Origin of the sequence: Bifidobacterium dentium JCM 1195 = DSM 20436, from assembly GCF_001042595.1 — a bacterium.
Classification (GTDB): domain Bacteria; phylum Actinomycetota; class Actinomycetes; order Actinomycetales; family Bifidobacteriaceae; genus Bifidobacterium; species Bifidobacterium dentium.
In genome coordinates this window covers 218,203-235,915 of the sequence record NZ_AP012326.1, presented here as the reverse complement: position 1 = coordinate 235,915, position 17,713 = coordinate 218,203, and the positions used below count along the sequence as shown (strand labels likewise).

At 58.6% G+C, this 17,713-nt stretch carries 13 protein-coding genes and 1 tRNA gene; 8 read left to right on the top strand and 6 right to left on the bottom strand.

Annotation, left to right across the window (positions count from 1 at the left end):
- Entirely contained in the window at positions 1–1,296 is a 1,296-nt protein-coding gene (locus BBDE_RS00900; RefSeq protein WP_003837811.1) for an ammonium transporter, read from the bottom strand.
- A 413-nt stretch (positions 1,297–1,709) separates the two neighbouring features.
- Between BBDE_RS00900 and BBDE_RS00895 the strand changes: the two genes are divergently transcribed.
- Positions 1,710–2,909, top strand: a complete 1,200-nt coding sequence (locus tag BBDE_RS00895; RefSeq protein WP_003837813.1) for a cation:proton antiporter — start codon at positions 1,710–1,712, stop codon at positions 2,907–2,909.
- Between the two features lie 107 nt (positions 2,910–3,016).
- On the opposite strand, the gene ftsY is transcribed toward BBDE_RS00895, so the two are convergent.
- The gene (gene ftsY / locus BBDE_RS00890; RefSeq protein WP_003837815.1) at positions 3,017–4,213 is read right to left on the bottom strand and encodes a signal recognition particle-docking protein FtsY; all 1,197 of its coding nucleotides are present in this window, start codon (positions 4,211–4,213) and stop codon (positions 3,017–3,019) included.
- A 264-nt stretch (positions 4,214–4,477) separates the two neighbouring features.
- Between ftsY and BBDE_RS00885 the strand changes: the two genes are divergently transcribed.
- Together BBDE_RS00885 and BBDE_RS00880 are read left to right on the top strand one after the other, a co-directional pair.
- A complete protein-coding gene (locus tag BBDE_RS00885; protein WP_012901805.1) occupies positions 4,478–5,233 on the top strand; it encodes a TetR/AcrR family transcriptional regulator in 756 nt (251 codons plus the stop codon).
- A 223-nt stretch (positions 5,234–5,456) separates the two neighbouring features.
- Positions 5,457–6,488: a glycosyltransferase family 2 protein gene (locus BBDE_RS00880; RefSeq protein WP_003837819.1), complete on the top strand. Its 1,032-nt coding sequence runs from the start codon at positions 5,457–5,459 to the stop codon at positions 6,486–6,488.
- Between the two features lie 37 nt (positions 6,489–6,525).
- Here the strand turns inward: BBDE_RS00880 and BBDE_RS00875 are convergent, their stop codons facing one another.
- The gene (locus tag BBDE_RS00875; protein WP_003837821.1) at positions 6,526–7,011 is read right to left on the bottom strand and encodes a C69 family dipeptidase; all 486 of its coding nucleotides are present in this window, start codon (positions 7,009–7,011) and stop codon (positions 6,526–6,528) included.
- Positions 7,012–7,137: 126 nt separating this feature from the next.
- On the opposite strand from BBDE_RS00875, the gene BBDE_RS00870 reads away from it, so the two are divergent.
- Positions 7,138–7,210, top strand: a tRNA-Lys gene (locus tag BBDE_RS00870).
- A gap of 521 nt (positions 7,211–7,731) precedes the next feature.
- The gene (locus BBDE_RS00860; protein ID WP_003837823.1) at positions 7,732–7,968 is read left to right on the top strand and encodes a glutaredoxin family protein; all 237 of its coding nucleotides are present in this window, start codon (positions 7,732–7,734) and stop codon (positions 7,966–7,968) included.
- Between the two features lie 65 nt (positions 7,969–8,033).
- On the opposite strand, the gene BBDE_RS00855 is transcribed toward BBDE_RS00860, so the two are convergent.
- From BBDE_RS00855 to BBDE_RS00845, 3 genes are all read right to left on the bottom strand, one after another.
- On the bottom strand, positions 8,034–9,299 hold the full coding sequence (locus BBDE_RS00855; protein ID WP_012901803.1) for a putative ABC transporter permease: 1,266 nt from the start codon (positions 9,297–9,299) through the stop codon (positions 8,034–8,036).
- 329 nt (positions 9,300–9,628) lie between these two features.
- Positions 9,629–10,204 carry a hypothetical protein gene (locus BBDE_RS00850; protein WP_003837827.1) on the bottom strand — a complete coding sequence of 192 codons (576 nt, stop codon included), beginning with the start codon at positions 10,202–10,204 and terminating at the stop codon, positions 9,629–9,631.
- Between the two features lie 57 nt (positions 10,205–10,261).
- Entirely contained in the window at positions 10,262–11,821 is a 1,560-nt protein-coding gene (locus tag BBDE_RS00845; RefSeq protein WP_003837831.1) for a hypothetical protein, read from the bottom strand.
- Positions 11,822–12,137: 316 nt separating this feature from the next.
- Here BBDE_RS00845 and BBDE_RS00840 point away from each other — a divergent pair, with 316 nt between their 5' ends.
- From BBDE_RS00840 to BBDE_RS00830, 3 genes are read left to right on the top strand one after another with little or no spacing between them, the layout of a single operon-like run.
- Complete coding sequence (locus tag BBDE_RS00840) at positions 12,138–14,780, top strand: YhgE/Pip domain-containing protein (protein ID WP_003837833.1); 2,643 nt, start codon at positions 12,138–12,140, stop codon at positions 14,778–14,780.
- The gene (locus tag BBDE_RS00835; RefSeq protein WP_003837836.1) at positions 14,777–17,014 is read left to right on the top strand and encodes a YhgE/Pip domain-containing protein; all 2,238 of its coding nucleotides are present in this window, start codon (positions 14,777–14,779) and stop codon (positions 17,012–17,014) included. The genes BBDE_RS00840 and BBDE_RS00835 overlap by 4 nt, the downstream gene beginning before the upstream one ends.
- Positions 17,014–17,679, top strand: coding sequence for a TetR/AcrR family transcriptional regulator (locus BBDE_RS00830; protein WP_003837837.1), 666 nt, complete (start codon positions 17,014–17,016; stop codon positions 17,677–17,679). Before BBDE_RS00835 ends, BBDE_RS00830 begins: the two co-directional genes overlap by 1 nt.
- Positions 17,680–17,713: the final 34 nt, after the last annotated feature.

Here is a 17,713-nt window from a genome sequence, read left to right as displayed (position 1 = left end):
TCACTTCACCTCCTTGAGAACAGAGCTTGCGGTACCAGCAAAATCGTAAGCACGTTCGCCTTGGTCGGCAAGATCGATGCCGCCGACTTCCTGGGCTTCGGTGACGCGCCAGCCGATGGTCTTCTCCAGAGCGAAGGCGATGATGCCGGTGATGACGGCGGACCAGATGATGGCCACGATCGCCACGAGCAGCTGCACGACCAGCTGACGCCAATCACCGCCAGCGAACAGGCCGGTGCCCTCACCGAAGAAACCGATGAGCACGGTGCCGGTGAAGCCGCCGACGCCGTGGACGCCGACAACATCAAGCGAATCGTCATAGCCGAACTTGAACTTCAGGCCGCAGGCGAGGCAGGTGAGCACGCCCGCGATGCCGCCCAGCACGATGGCCCACAGCGGGGAGACCACATCGGCGGCCGGGGTGATGGCGACCAGACCGGCGACGATACCGGAAGCGGCACCCATAGCGGTGTAGTGGCCGGTACGGATCTTCTCGGTGAAGCCCCAGGTAAGCATTGCGGCAGCGGTTGCGGCAGAGGTGGAAACCCAGGCGTAGCCGGCGGTGCCGTCGGCGGCGAAGGCGGAACCTGCGTTGAAGCCGAACCAGCCGAACCACAGCAGGAAGGCGCCGAGCATGACGAACGGAACATTGTGCGGGCGGAACGGCTGAGTGCCGAAGCCCTTACGCTTGCCGATGATCAGTACGATGACGAGAGCGGCGACTGCGGCGTTGATGTGAACGACCGTACCACCTGCGAAGTCGTGGGCGGCAGCGCCGATGGCCTGGGAGATGGCGCCGTCAGCGGACAGCAGACCACCGTTCCACACCATGTGGGCGAGCGGAGCGTAATCGAACGTAATCCACAGTGCGACGAAGATCATCCAAGTGCTGTACTTGACGCGCTCGGCGATGGCGCCGCAGATCAGGGCGACGGTGATCATGGCGAACGCGGACTGGAACGCCACATCCACGCTGACCGGATAGTTGTTGGAGTTCAGCGCGGCCGAACCGAAGACGCCGTCATCGGCAACCATCGTGTCCTTCAGCAGGAAGCCGGTTGCCGGATCACCGAAGATGCCGCCGACCGAAGAGCCTGCGTAGGCGATGGACCAGCCCCACAGCACCCACATGATCATGGTAACGGACAATGCGGCCACCTCCATGATCATCATATTCAATACGGCCTTCGCACGAACCATGCCACCATAGAAGAACGCCACACCAGGCGTCATGAGGAACACAAGGGACGCGGAAGTCAAAATCCACGCAGCATTTCCAGAATCAAGCTGGCCCATGTCACCCTCCCTCTCTTTTCTTTACCTAATTCGAAAATTTCCGACCCCATCGTGTGGGGTTGACAGAACGGTATGGAACGCCGCCCTCGTTTTGAAAACGTTACGAAGTGTTACGGAGACGTAACGCCATATACGGCAATCTAGCAGATTACCTTTGGCATACCCCCGCGAAACATACCGCGAAAAAGGCGGAAAACCAACCTTGAACAACCCCTCACGATCATGGCCGCAGCGAATGTTTCATCTATTTTTCGTATCGGCAATCGTATGGAATCAGGATTCTCATACAATGTGACCTGGCGGAGGGCAGGAGTACGCACGAATCCCATGACATCGCAACAGACCCCCGTTTACGGCATGGCCGAAATACGTTGCGGGGAGACAGGCATCACGGAATATCCGCAAGAACGGCAATGCACAAGGCACTGTCGTACCGTGAGGAAGACGGAGAAAATATGGCGACGTTCATCGTCTCGTTGTGCGCCATGTTGGCGCTGACCACCTGTTCAGGACTGGTCTGCAGAAAACTGCAGCTGCCGGAGGTGATCGGACAGATTCTCGTAGGCATCGTCTGCGGGCCGGCATTGCTGAATGTGCTGCACTCAAGCGACTACATTTCGCTGTTCAGCGATCTCGGCATCATCATTCTGATGTTCTTGGGCGGCGTCGGCTGTGATCTGCAACTGCTGAAGAAATACTCGAAGGCGGCGATCATCATCGCATGCATGGGCGTGGTGTTCCCGGTGGTCGTCATGGGCGGGGTGAGCCTCGCGTTCGGATTCGAGCCGATTCCTGCGGCGTTCATCGGCGTGGTGTTCTCCGCGACGTCCGTGTCGATTTCGGTGGCGGTGCTGAAGGAGGCAGGACTGCTCGATTCGAAGGAAGGCGTGTCGATTCTGGGCGCGGCCGTGGCCGACGACGTGATCGGCGTGATCCTGCTGTCCGTAATGTGCACGCTGGTGAACACCGGTAGCGTGAACGTGGCCGACCTGGGACTCATCATCCTGAAGCAGGCGGCGTTCTTCGTAGGGGCCGTGGTGGTGATCGTATGGATCGCACCGGCGCTCATGACGCTTGCGGGCGTGCTGAAGGCGCCGTCCGGCATCGCGGTGATGGCGGTGATCATCTGCCTTGCGATGGCGTGGGCTTCGGATCTTGCCGGACTGAGCTACGCGGTCGGCGCATTCTTCGCCGGCATCGCGGTGAGCAACAGCGACTATGCCGAAGAAACGGACCGTTATATAGAGCCTGTCGGGGATACGCTGTTCGTACCGGTCTTTTTCGTGGGCATCGGCTTGAATACGACCGCGGTCGATGATTCACGCATGATCGTATTCATCGTGATCATGACGATTCTCGGCGTGATCACGAAAATCGTCGGTTGCGGCCTGGGCGGCGCAATGGCCGGCTTCGGTGCGGCCTCGTCGGTGATGATCGGCGCCGGCATGGTGCCGCGTGGCGAAATGGCGCTGATCACGGCGCAAATCGGCTTCAACGAGCATGTGCTCGGCAATGAGTATTACTCGACGATCATCTTCATCATTTCACTGGTCACGCTGGTCGCTCCGCTGTTGCTGAAACTTACCATCAAGCGCATACCGGCACAGGCATAGCAGCGAGGGCATGGCAGGCAAGGCCGTTCCGAAGAACTGCACAAGATGCCAAACGGCCGACCGTGCTTCACGCAGGGTCGGTCGTTTGCATTCGGGGCGTCCGTCCTTCAGGCGAGGATGCCGTCGACGAAGCCTTCCGGATCGAACGGAGCGAGATCATCCGGACCTTCGCCCAAGCCGACGAGCTTGACCGGAACGCCGAGCTCCTTCTGTACGGAAATCACGATGCCGCCCTTGGCGGAACCGTCCAGCTTGGACAGCACCACGCCGGTAATGCCAATCGCTTCGGCGAACACCTTCGCCTGCGCCATGCCGTTCTGGCCGGTGGTGGCGTCGAGTACGAGCAACACTTCGTCGACCGGCAGGTTCTTTTCGGTGACGCGGCGGATCTTGCCAAGCTCGTCCATGAGATTCGCCTTGTTCTGCAAGCGGCCGGCGGTATCGATGATGAGTACGTCGGCATGCGTTTCCTTGGCTTGTTCACTGGCCTCAAATGCGACGGACGCCGGGTCGGCACCATCCTTGTCGGAGCGCACGACCGGTACGCCCACCTTCGCGCCCCAGGTTTCGAGCTGATCGGCGGCCGCCGCACGGAACGTATCGGCGGCGCCCATCATCACCTGCTTGCCGTCGGCCACGAACAGACGAGCCAGCTTGCCCGCAGTGGTGGTCTTACCGGTGCCGTTCACGCCGACCATGATGATGACGCTCGGCTTGTTCGCACCTTCCTTGTCGGCGTTGAGACGACGATCCGTATCGGTGCCGACCAGCTTGAGCAGTTTGTCTTTCAAGGCTTTGCGCACTTCGGACGGATCGGACTGACCGCTGATGCGGGCATCGTTACGCAGTTCCTCAACCAACTGTTCGCTGGCCTCGGCGCCGACGTCAGCAAGTAGCAGGGTGTCTTCGACATCCTCCCAATCGGACTCGGAAAGATGGTCCTTGGCGAGGATGTTGAACAATACCTTGCCAAAAGGATTGCCTGACTTGGCCAGCTTGGCCTTGAGACGCTGAATGCGCGAGCCCGTGGACTCCGGGGTTTCCACCGCCGGCGCGGCCTTCGCCTCTTCCGTCGAGGCGATCGGAGGGACTTCGGCCGCTACTTCCTGGACTTCCTCGGCTTCTTGGGCCGTCTCAGCTTTCTGGACTTCTTGGGCAAGACGCTTATCAGCCTTGGCCTTGGCATCCTCAACGGACTTGTCTACGGCTTTCTTGCGCGACTTGCCGAACCACCAACCACCAAGCAGCAACAGCGCTGCAATCACAACAATGGCGACAATCGCGATAATCACATTGGTATCCATAATCCCAGCCTAAAAACCGCAACGGACACATCGCCCCATCCTCACCTGTCCGATTCTCCAGAATCAGACACTCAGAGGCACATGCAGGCATCCTACATGTCCGATTCTCCAGAATCAGACAAACAGATACGCTCCGCTTCCCCACAGTTGTCCGATTCTCCAGAATCGGACATGCAAGGGCGTGTGCGGGTACCTTATGTGTCCGATTCTGGAGAATCGGACACTCGGAGGAGCTCATCCACGGGGCGTGAAAAACTGGACAGCATGGCCAGTACATCCAGGATGACGTCATTCCAAAGACGTGAGCAGCTCATCGAAATCGGTCGGTCGCTGTTCGCGTCGAAGGGGTTCGAAGCGGTAAGCGTAGAGGAGATTGCCGCGACCGCGAAGGTATCGAAGCCCATCGTCTATGAACATTTCGGCGGCAAGGAAGGCCTGTACGCCGTAGTGGTGGACCGTGAGATGCGCGCACTCACCGACACACTCGTCAACGCGCTGTCCGACCAACAGGCGCACCCTCGTCAAATCGTGGAACGTGCCGCACTGGCCCTGCTCACCTATGTGGAGGAGAACGCCAAAGGATTTCGCGTGCTCACCCGAGATTCGCCGAAAACCGATCCGGCCGGATCGTTCAGCTCACTGCTCGGCGATATCAGCATTCGCGTGGAAGACCTGCTCACCGAATCGTTCAAACGCCAGCACCTACCCGCCAAGGGCGTGCCATATTATGCGCAGATGCTCATCGGCATGACCGTATACACCTGCCAGTATTGGGCCGACCAGCGCAAGCTCAGCAAGGAGCAGCTGGCCGCGCACATCGTGAATCTCGCCTGGTACGGCCTGAGCCGCATGGAAGCCAAGCCGGAGCTGCGTTTCGAAGGGGACAAGGCGCAACGGGAGGCGGAAAAACGCATGGAGAGAGAAGAAAGAAAAGCCGTAAAAGGGCCGAAATCCGAGAATCCCCTCCCCCAGTCATCCCCGATGGCGACTTCTTCGCCGGAAGAGACGGAAGCGGACTGACGGCTACCGCAGTCGCAAGGATTGACGTTAAGCGAACAAACGTCAACGAATGTACCGAAGGTATCCCTAGGGGGAATTTCAGGTGCAGTTTACGACTTTCGGGGTACCGATTGTGCATAACGGGTACCCCGAAAGCGCACAAGGTGCTACGTTAGTTTCGTTATGCGGCAATCGGACGATCCGCTACCGTAACCGACGCCTTTGGCTTTACCCAAGGAAGAATATGCAGGAGAAGAAGACGCTCACCTTCGTGGTGCCCGCGTACAACATGGAAACGTATCTGGGACGGTGCGTCGAGTCGCTGATTGCCGCGAAACGCAACGATGACATCGAAGTGCTGATCATCGACGACGGTTCGTCCGACGGTACGCTTGCCATGGCGAAGTCCTTCGAACAGCGGCATCCCGGCGTGGTGCGCGCGATCCATCAGGACAACAAGGGGCATGGCGGCGCGGTGAACACCGGCATCGCGGCGGCGAGCGGCATGTACGTGAAGGTCGTGGACGCGGACGATTGGGTGGGGGCCGAATCGCTTGAGCTCGTAATGGCCACACTACGCGAGGAGGCCGAGCGCACCGATCCGATCGACATGCTGGTGACCAACTACGTGTACGACAAGGTCGGCAAGATCGTGAAACACGTGGTGAACTTCCGTCGCGCCATGAAGTCCGACGAACGACTGACCTGGAACGATCTGGGCCATTTCGGATTGGCGGAATACATTCTCATGCATGCGCTGACCTTCCGCACCGCGGTGGTGCGCGCATCCGGCATGCAGCTGCCCGAGCACACCTTCTACGTGGATTTCATCTACGCTTACCAGCCATTCCCGTGGGTGAAGACGATCAAGTACCTGGACACGCCGTTCTACCACTATTTCATCGGCCGTGACGGCCAAAGCGTACAGACCGACGTGATGATCCGCCGCGTGGACCAGCTGCGCCTGGTGAACCAGTACATGGTGCGGGCGACCCCGGAACGCGGGACCGTGCCGGAAGGCCTGTACCGTTACATGATTCATTTCCTGGCGATTGAGACTTCCGTGGCGAGCGTGTTCATGATCCTGTCTCGCAAGCCGGAAAACTATGCGAAAAAGAAGGAGATGTGGGCGGACATCAAAGCCTACTCGCCTTCCATGTATGCGGATGTACGCAGAAAGGCCATGTCGCGCGCGCTGAATCTGCGCGGCTCAATCGGTCGGTTCGTGATTCGCAACGGCTATTTCGTGGCGGAACACGTCGTCGGATTCAACTGAGTCGGCCGAACCGGAGCCGATGCGCCGTACGGCGGGCTCAGTTCCAGCGATCCGACATCGCGAAACCGTTGCGCATAAGATTGCTGGACGTGTACAGCACGTCATTGAGCAGTTTCGTGGCATGCGTACGCAAGTATTCCGCCATCTCGTCGTTGGCCGCCCGCAGCCGCCCGGCAATCGGCTCCCCCGCTGTCTCCGCCACGGAATCGCCGACGGCCGAATCGTCTGAATCCTTGCCGATATTGCGTAAGGCGGCATCCGTATGTTCGACCAAACGATGACCGTACGTGCAAGCGGCCTCCGCGAATGCTTCAATCGCATTGCTGGTCTCATAGAAATGTGCATCGGCGAGCGCCGCAATCAGCCGGTTCGTCCAATACAGATTGTCGGTCGAGACCTCCGGCGTGATGGCGACGAATCGTTTCGGATCGTAACGGCCGGATCCGGAATCGTCATCGCGGGCGATGATGGTGGAGCCGTCGTAACTGGCTTTTTTGCCTACAAGAATCGTGGTGCATGACATATGCCTCACTCTAGGCCGATTTGATGGGTGACGACGGAATTCTCGATATATTCACTGGTAGATTCACCGCGCATCGCCAATTCGTGTGGCGTTTGGTCCGAATGTGCTGTATACTATGTCACTGTTGCCCCTCTAGCTCAACGGTTAGAGCAGCGTCCTTTTAAGTCGTGGGTTCAGGGTTCGAATCCCTGGGGGGGCACAGGTTCTCATCTCGCGTTTCGTTGCGCATCTTGTCCCGTATCTCGTTGCGTAGCAATGTCATTTCGAAAGCACTAACCCGTATCTCAGTGGCATTTCATTCGCCATCTCCGGCTCCTGTTCCTTTCGTTGTTGAGTGTCCTCATGCCATTTCAGGGCTGGAAGATCGTTCGCATTGGCCACCGGGCAATCCATCTGCGCGGAAAATCCGTAGGACGATGACGCGACGGATACGCCAGCCGCAATGGTCGGCATGGACGGATGCGGCCTGCGCACGCTTCAGGAACGGGCGAGGACTCGATTGGCGACATGCGAGATGGGTCACATTCCACGCTTTGGGATAGACTGGAATCATTCGAACAAACGTTCGTACCTGACGTCAATCTGGGGAATTCCCCACTATATGCAGTGGTGAAACGCGCGACACACCACTACAGGTAGTGTGTATCCTAGATAGTGGTTTGCAGACGAACAAGCACAACCGAAGAACGTGGCCAGTACAGCTTGCATAGGGAGGAATCGATGACCGTAACCGTTTTCACCAATCCGAGCAACCCGCAGTGCGAAGCCACCGAGCAAGAGCTTGCAAAACTGGGCGTACGCTATGTGGCCATTGACCTGACGCAGAATCCCTCAACGTTCGAGCAGATCAAGGACGCCGGATTCAAGCAGATTCCAGTGGTGATTTCGCCAAACTCGTCCTGGAGCGGGCATAGGCCGGATCTGATTCGACAGCTGGCGCAAAGCTTCGCGGCATAGCAAGCACCCCCTACCGCCGTCACACCCACAGCGTAATCCTCCCCCGTCTGGGGAAGAGGCAACGGCTACATGCGGCCAGCGGAAGACGGGTCGATAGACATGGTCTGGAAACGGTCGACCATGAACGCATCATTGAAATAGGTGGCAAAGAACTGCGAGACCGGTGAATTCTGGGCGATGCCGGCCATGCGCGAATACCAGGCGTCCAATGCCATCAGCGTCATTACGCCGTCGACGAACAGCAGCACGAAGCATACGGCCGTCAACGAATAACGCACCTTCCACGGAATGTGCTGAATCAACGCCAGCAATCTCGGCAAAATCAGCTTGACCCATATCAGACCGAGCAACCCCCAGAAAAACATGTACTTGCCGGAAGTGCGGCCGTCAATCGACAACCATTGACCCGTATAGTTCCACGCCGTGATGCCGAAGGCCGTTTCCATGAACCAACTGGTGAAATATTCGAAGGCACCGCCGATCAGCGCACTGGCACAGAAAATCAGCAGCCAATTGGACCGCCACAGGTGATTCAACAGCACGGTCAGGATCACCGCGCCAAAGCCGTAAATCGGCGAAAATGGCCCCCATAGGAAGCCGGCACGATCCTGATACTCGCCGAACAGAATGAAATGGTAGATGGTCTCAATCGCCAGACCGAACACGCAACCGACCACGAATAGCCAGAACAGATTGAAGAAGTCCAGCGAAATGTAGCCTTTGCCGGTCAGATCCCGGCCGGCCATGCCCACGGCCACGGCATCCTCGTACTCACTACGCGCATCCATGCGGCGCAAGGCGAACTGCAGTCGGCGCTCCTCGCGCAGCGACGGGTCGGCGGTGATATGCAACGCAATCAACACGACCAGCTGCACGGCCGGAGCGATCAGATTGACGTCAAGACCTTGCAACGCCAACGATAAGAGACCCTCCGCGAGGGTGAGCGGAATCATCACGTATGTCCACTGCGCCACGTGACGCCGTTTGTTCAGTACCAGCAGCACGCCGAACACCGCCAGACAGGCCGTGGTGGCCAACAGCACGACCGCATGAATGACCGACAGGATAACGGTGAGGTTGATGGCGTCGACCGCCATACGGCCTTCGATCACGGCACGTACCGCATACAAGGCCGCAAGCACGATGATCGGCAGCGTGACCACACCCTCGACCAGCATGATGATGCCGTAGATGCGGAAAATCAACGGCAGGCGGCGATCGGCGGGGTCGCTGGATTCATCGGCCGTCACCGCATCAACGGCTTGCGCACCTTCGATGGCGTCGATAACGGTTTCGTCGGCGATGGCCGCGCTTGTTTCGTGCTCGTTCATATGTGCACCCTCCCGGGCCAACGCTATCAAAAAACGCGTAATATCGCGTAGGGAAAATGCCAAGTGCCCGAAAACATGAGACCTCATACCCCCTAAAACGCTATCTGGCTGCCGTGTGAGCGAAAAACATGACATGCCCCGATATCGGTTCCTATAGGCCGCTATTTTTAGCGAATCCCAGGAACCGATATCGGGGCATATGGGCAAAGATGCTCACACGGCAGCCAGATAGCGTTTTAGGGGCATAAAGAATCCTCGCGATGAAGGCGCAAGCCTTCACCGCGAGGAGGAAAACGCCGCGCGTTCCCATTCAGCATGACAATATGCGGTCAGCTGGCGATGGTGTCCGAATCGTCGGCGTCGGAATAGCTGCTGCTGGAGTTCGAACCACTGGACTTGCCGGAGCTGGAGCCGTCGGACTGGCTACCGGAATTGCCATTGGAATCGGACTGGCCATCAGAGCCGCTTTGACCGCCCTGCCCGCTCGGAGGCTCACCCATCTGGCCATTGCCATTCTGGGAATTGCCATTGCCGGACTGGCCGCCCATCTGCCCCGGGCCGCCTTGGCTCGGGCCACCTTGCTGGCTCATCTGCGGCTCATTGGAACCGGACAGCGCATTCACGGCGAAGGCACCGCCGACGCCACCGACCAGACCGCACAAGAGGCTTATGCCCGCCACGACGCCGATGACCTTGCCACCGAGCTTGGTATTGGACTTCGCGGCAACCGGACCATTGAACGAATCCGGAACAGGCTGCGCCGGCTGGGTGGGCGGCGCATAATATTGCTGAGCGGGCTGCGAAGCCTGCGTACCCTGCTGTTCGGGCATGGTCTGGGTCGGCTGCCCGTCGGTGTTCTGCTGCTGGTTTTGGGTGTTCCTGGTATCGAAATCGAAGTTAGTCATGATGTACTCCTTTGAGTGCTATTGCAGTGATGTTGGATATTGGGTTTGCCGTGGGGATCAGAAGGACCAAGAGGTGCTGGTGCCGAATTGCTTGTCGAATGCCGTGCGGTCAGTCACATCCGAGCTGAGTTCGGTGTCGGAACCGGCCTCGACGGTGGTGCCGTAGGAGCCGGTGACCGTGACGGTCAGGTCACTGTCGCCGGAGACCACGGTTTTGCCGTTGGCCTTGATGGTGACGGTTTTGCCGGAGGAGTCCACCACCTTGCCGCCATCGGCCACGTTCAGGGCGGAGACGGTCGTGTCGGCCGTGACCACCCACGTCGAAGTGCCGTCAACATTCACGGTGATCGGAGCGTCCGAAGTCGAACCGGCGGAATTCTCAGTGATTTCAGCGGAACCCGTCCACGTGGAGCCTTCCAGCAGGTTGAGCGTCACGCTCGAAATGGTGTCGGCGCTCACCTTGCCCTTCAACGTCTGCGAACGCCCGGTGAAGTTCACCGTCGCACCGTTCGAGCCTGCGGTACCCCAGTTATTCGAATCGTTGCCGGCCGCCATGATCAGGTTCGCCGCGTCCGAGTCGAAGTCCAGATCGGTGTTCGAGAGCACCACGTCGGCTGTGGTGTTGGTGAAATAGAACATCGATCCGCTGGTGATCGCCGATTTCAACGTGGAGTCCTTCGCCTGGAAGGTGGCATGTTGACCGGTCGAGGATTCCGCGTCACCGGAGGTCGACTGGTAGATGATCACGCCGTTCGCCACCGGATCGGAACCGGTGGTGCCGGTATTCGTGCTTTCCAGCGTCGAATTGTTGATCAGGATGGTGTTCAGGCCCTCCATACCGGCGATCTGCGAACCGCTCGCCGTACCGGTCACGCCCGAAACCTCAATATCGCCGGTCGAGTACAGCAGTGGGGAGCCACTGCCGGCCGTGTTCAGCGTGGAGTCGGTCACGGAAACCGATCCGCCGCCGCGATCGGTGGCGAGTGACGCACTGTGGTCGCCCTTGGTCGAAATCGTCATCGCATTGGCGATGATCGAGCCTCCATAAGTGGCATCAAGGCCACGCGAGTTGGCCGCGGACGTGGTGATGTTGACATTATTGGCCAGCACGGATGCGGAATCGGTGGAGAAGATGGCGTTCGATCCGGAGCTCGTCGCGTCAATGGAAGAGTCGGAGATGATGGCCTTCGACTTCTCCCCCACCGCCAGCAATGCGGAGTTGGTGCCGTAGAAGTTGCAGTTGTCGGCGTTGTCACTGTCGCCGGATTTGGTCAGCTTGCCATTGGTGATGGTTAACGTTCCGCCATTTTGCACAAGGGCTGCGTTCTGGTCGGAGCTGGTTGCGGAAACCGTTTCACCACTCGACTCCACCGACTTGCCGTCGGCGGTGAGAGCCCCGGAATAGCTGCCGGTGTAGTCGTAGCTCATGGTGTCGGCGCCGCCTCCCTGCCCTACCAAAGACATGACGGATTGCTGACTGGTTGCGCTCGCTTTCACGATGGCGGCTACGCCTGCGCCCGCACCAAAACCGGAGACTAGCGAGACGGCCGCCGCGATGGCGATGATTTTGCCGACCGGTCGATGCGTTTGCCGTGGATGATGAGCTGCATAAACCATGATCGTTCCTTTCACGAGAAGGTGGATGTTCTTGGGTTATGCGACGTCGTTAGTTGTATTGAACAACAGCCGATTGGCCGATCTCTGGAAACCGTCAGGAAGGTTTCTAGAAGATTTTTGGACATTCGCTGACAATGATTTCCCCCTTTTCCGCCGCATTTCCTACGACACTGCCCGTATCTGAGAACGGGAAGCGGGATTGTCCGGGAGATGGTATTACGCTACTTGAAGCGTAGCGCTACGAATTGCGTATCGCTACGCGACAGTCGTGAACACCGCCACTACCGGAGCGATCCGGCAAAAGGGAGCACTTCCTATGAGCAACGTGCTGAAGATCCTGCACCGTGACATCATGCGAATTCTTCGCGTGCCCGCGGCGTGGGTCATCATGACCGGCCTGACCGTCATTCCGCCGCTGTATGCATGGTTCAATATCTATGGATTCTGGGATCCATACGGCAACACCAACAACATCAGGGTGGCGGTGGCGAACGTCGACGAAGGCACCGACAACGCCATGCTGGGCCAGCTGAATCTCGGCGACCAGATTGAAAGCACACTCAAGAAGAACGATCAGCTCGGCTGGCAGTTCATGAGCAAGGCCAAGGCCATGGAGGCCGTGCAGTCGGGCGATTGCTATGCGGCCATCATCATTCCCAAGGACTTCAGCGAAGACCTCGCGGGCGTGATCACCGGCAATTCCGAACGTCCGACCCTCGAATACTACGTGAATGAGAAGGCCAGCGCCTTCGTACCGAAGGTCACCGATTCGGGAACCACCACCGTGGATCGCACCGTGAACAGCACCTTCGTTTCCACTGTGAGCGAAGTGCTCTCCAAAACCGTGAACTCGGTAAGCGATACCATCACGACACAGACCGACAACGTGACCAGCGAAGCCGTTGCCGAACTTGACAAGACACAGCGGAACGTAGAGAAGATTCGCACCACCATCAGCGATCTCAGCGCCAACCTGGCCAACACCCCCGATCAGATTCAGGCCGCACGCGCCGCGTTGAACGACGTACAGACCGCCGCCGCGAGCGCCGGCAAAGGGCTGTCCGGCACCGCCAATCTGATCACCGATACGCAGACCCGCATCAACACCTTCTCATCGACCGCATCGGCCTCGCTTGACCAAGGCTCGGCGCTGCTCTCGCAACTGTCCACGCAGACGAACACCAGCGTCAACACGGTGACCAGCGGTCTGGCGGCGGCCAACGGCTACGCCGGCAGCGCCATCGGCACCATGCAGAAGGTCAACAGCGACAATGCGAAAGTGCTCGACAGCCTACAGAAGATCGACATCTCCAATGTCAGCCCCGAACTGAACAAGCAGTATCAGCAGATCATCAGCGACCTGCAATCACGTAACCGACAGTCGGCGAATACGCTCAACGACCTCAATCAGCTCAATACCGACACCAAGAACACGGTGGCCGGCACCACGAAACTGTCGAACCAGTTCAACACCTCCGCGCAGTCCACGCTGAACTCCGCCACGGACGCACGCAACGCCATCAATTCGAGTGCGCTGCCCCAACTCAACAGCGGCCTGAGCTCGCTCGCCGCGACCGCCGGAACCCTTTCCGGCACCGTGACCAGCCAGAATTTCCTGACGCAACAGACCTCGTCCGTACTCGACCAGCTTGAGCGGGTCTCCGCCGACACGCGTTCCATGCTTAAGGACACCGATGAGCAACTGCAGACCATCGAGAACAAGCTGGGCCAGCTATCCACCGATCTGAACGCACTGTCGGGCGCGAGCCTGCTGAACGACCTCATCGGCGAAGATGGCCTGGACGTCACGAAAATCGCTGATTTCATGCAGTCCCCCACCGTGATCAAGACGAAGAACATCTACCCGGTGAACACGTACGGCTCCGGCATGGCACCGATGTTCAACACCCTCTCGCTATGGGTGGGCGCGTTCGCTTACATGGTGATCATGAAGCTCGAAGTGGATGACGACGACCTTGAAGATCTCGATCTGACCACCACCGAGAAGTATCTCGGCCGCTTCCTGCTGCTCGCCATTCCGGCCGCCATCCAAGGCGCACTATGCGCAATCGGCGACCTGATCATCGGCGTGCAGGCGGTCAACCCGTTCATGTTCATACTGACCGGCACATTGACGTCGCTTACGTTCCTGAGCATCACCTACGCGTTGTCGACTACCTTCATGCACGTTGGCAAGGGCATGTGCATTCTGCTCGCGATTCTGCTGATTCCGGGAGGTTCCGGCCTATACCCGATCGATATGATGCCGCGATTCTTCCGCGCGGTCTACCCGTTCATCCCGTTCCGCTATACCATCGACGCCTTCCGCGAGACGATCGCCGGCTTCTATGACGGGCATTGGCTGAAGATGGTCGGCGTGATGCTGCTGTTCGTGGCGATCGCCTTCTTCATCGGCATTGTGATCCGCCCGCTGCTGACCAATCTGAACCGCCTGTTCGCCCGCGAGATCGAGGAAAGCGACATGATCATCGGCGAGCGGCCGATGGTGGAGAATCGTGGCTATAACGTGTCGCAGATCATCCACGTCCTGTCCGACAAGGGCGGCTACCGCGAGGCCATCGAGTACCGTGCGAGCCGGTTCACCGAACTGTACCCGAAGCTTAAGCGCGGCGCACTGATTGCGGGCTTCATCGTGCCGACCATTCTGGCCACCGTATTCTCGCTGACCAATGGCACGAAACTGGTAGCACTGGCCACATGGATCATCTGGGTGTTGCTTATCATCGGGTTCCTGATGGTCATCGAATACATGCGCGACAGCATGCGCCGTCAGGTGGAGCTCGGTTCCTTGAGCGACGAAGCCATCCAAGGCATGCTCATGGAACGCCAGAAAGCCCGCATTCGCCGTAAGAAGCGCGCCCTGGAGGAACGCAAGGCCAAACTGACGCGCAAGGCCGCCAAGCACCACCGCACGAAGAACGAAAAGGACAACGCATGAAGGCAATCTGGAAGCTGTTCGTAGGCGACGTCAAACGCCTCACCAGCAACGTCGTGTCCGTGATCATCGTCATCGGCCTGACCGTGCTGCCCGCGCTGTTCACTTGGTTCAACGTGGCCGCCAGCTGGGATCCGTTCTCCAATACCGGCAATCTCAAATTCGCCGTCGCGAACGTCGATGCCGGCTACAAAAGCGATCTGATTCCCGTCAAGATCAACGTGGGCGATCAGGTGGTCAACACCCTGCGCGCCAACAGCCAGCTCGACTGGACCTTCACCTCCAAAGAGGAGGCCATCGATGGCACGAAATCCGGCAAATACTATGCCGCCGTCATCATTCCGAAGGATTTCAGCAAGCGCATGATGACCTTCTTCTCCAAGGATTCCAAGCATGCGGAGCTCACCTACTACAACAATGAGAAAAAGAACGCACTCGCGCCAAAGGTGACCGGTCAGGGCGCCGACACGGTGTCGGCGGAGATCAACGAGATGTTCTCGAAGACACTCACCGAAACGGCGCTGGACCTCGCCACGCAGCTATCCGATCAGCTCGACAAGCCCGAGGCAAAGAACCAACTGCAACAGTTCAGCTCGAACATCAGCGATTTCGCGGCCGGACTCACGCAGACCGCCTCATCACTCAAGACCTTCAGCTCATTGACCGGCAGCGCACAAACCCTGCTCGACAGCTCCGGAACCCTGATCCAACAGGCCGCATCCAGCGCGAAAACCGCCGGCAAACAGCTGAAATCGGCTTCCGGTAGCGTGACCGACCTATCCGGTGCGCTGAACACCTCCACCGAAGCACTCAGCACCGCCATCAAGCAGTCCGGCGAAAGCTTCGCCGCGGTGGGAGACGAGGTCGACTCATTGTTCGCCAATGTGAGTACGCAGGCGGGCGATACCGCGACCGCGTTACGCAATCAGGCATCCAACGTGACCAACCAAGCCGCGCAATACCAGCACATCGTCGACGATCTGCAGAAAACCCACGATGATCTGCAGAACAAGCTCGACACCGATACCTCGCTGACCGATTTGGAGAAGAAGACGCTGACGGCGATCATCGGCAAATTCGAGGCATCCATCAGCAAGCTGAACAATGCCATCGATATGCAGAAGACACTCGCAGCCACACTTACCGATGCGGCGCAGCATATCGACGACGGCATCAGCGATTCCAAGGAAAGCCAAGCCGCCATCAAGGATCTCGCCACGCAGGCGAAGGCCTCGATCAATGCCGTGCACTCCGATTTCGACACGAATCTCAAGCCGCAGCTCAACGAAATCGGCAGCTCCGTAAGCACCGCTTCGAGCGCACTCAACGCGAGTGCCGCCAATCTTAAGAGCGCACTCGGCGACCTTAACAAGACCACGTCGAGTGCGGACAAGCAGCTGACCACCATCCGTGAGGTGTTGGACTCCACCGCCGACAGCCTCACCACGACCGGCAACAAGCTTTCTACATTCAATGACACGCTGTCCGACGCGCTGAACAGCGGCGACATGAGCATGGTCAAGGACGTGCTGGGCAAGAACACCGACTCGCTGGCCACCACGCTCGCGGCCCCTGTCAAGGTGAAGCGCACCGCCGTGTTCCCGGTGAAGAATTTCGGCTCGCAGCTCGCCCCCCTGTACACATTCGTGACGTTGTGGGTGGGTTCACTGCTCATGGCCGTGACCTTGAAGACCTCCGTGTCCCGCAAAACCCGCATGGCACTGGGCAACCCGAAACCACACCAGCTGTTCTTCGGCCACTACCTCGTATTCGCGGTGATCGCACTCATGCAGGCCACGTTCTCGCTTGGCGGCAGTCTGCTATTCATGCATGTGCAGGCCGTGCACCCGTGGCTATTCATGATTTCCGGCTGGATTTCCGCACTGATCTACTCGTTCTTTGCATATACGATGGTGGCGAGTTTCGGTAACGTGGGCAAAGCCATCGGCGTACTGTTCCTCATCATGCAGATCTCCGGTTCGAACGGCGCGTATCCGCTGGCCGTCATGCCGCGCATCATCTCCGACATCAGTCCGTTCCTACCGGTCACGCATTCGGTCACGGCCATGCGTGCGGCCATCGCCGGCATATACAACAATGATTTCTGGACGTCGATCGGCGCGCTGGCGCTGTTCATCCCACCGCTATTGCTCATCGGCCTGCTGCTACGCATTCCGATGATGAAGTTCAACAAATGGTATATCGCAAAGGTGGAAAGCACGAAGGTGATCATGTGATGAATGGATTAATGAACACCGGTGTGCCGCCGACTGTCTCCCCTGCCGCTTCGCCGGCAAGCGTGGTCGAGACGGCGGTGCAGGGAGCCGTGCAGAAGATTCAGGGCCGACGCGAGCAGTTACGTGAGCAGACCGATCGCAAGATCATGAGGGCCACTTTGGAGATCATGATTTCCAAAGGCGTTGCGGCCGTTACGATTGAGGAGGTCGCCCGCCGTTCCGGCGTAGCCAAGACGACGATTTACCGACGCTACAAAAACGCCGATGACCTGTTGCAACGCATTCAGCTAGAAGTTGCGGGATTGCCGGATTTCGGCGATTTGCAGCCGTCTCGTTCCGGCCTGCAGGCCATGTTGGAACGTATCCAGAACTGCTTCGACAGCGAGATCGGTCTGAAAGCGGTCGGCGTGGTGCTCTCGTCCGACAACGATTCGTTGAAGACGATCGCCGATCAGGTAATCACGCCGGCGGAGCAACGTTTTGCGACGTTCGTCGAGCGCGGTGTGGCAAGCGAAGCCTTCCGCCGTGGACTGGATACGAAATTCCTGTTCAGCACCATACTGGGCTCCATGCTCACCTGTAAGGCGCTGTATAAGGACTCCGACTCAGACGTTCCTTGGTCGGAGCGTATGGCCACGCTCATCTGGCCGTTTGTAAAGGCATGAGTCGTGAAAATGCGTCGATGGTTCAGACTGCCGG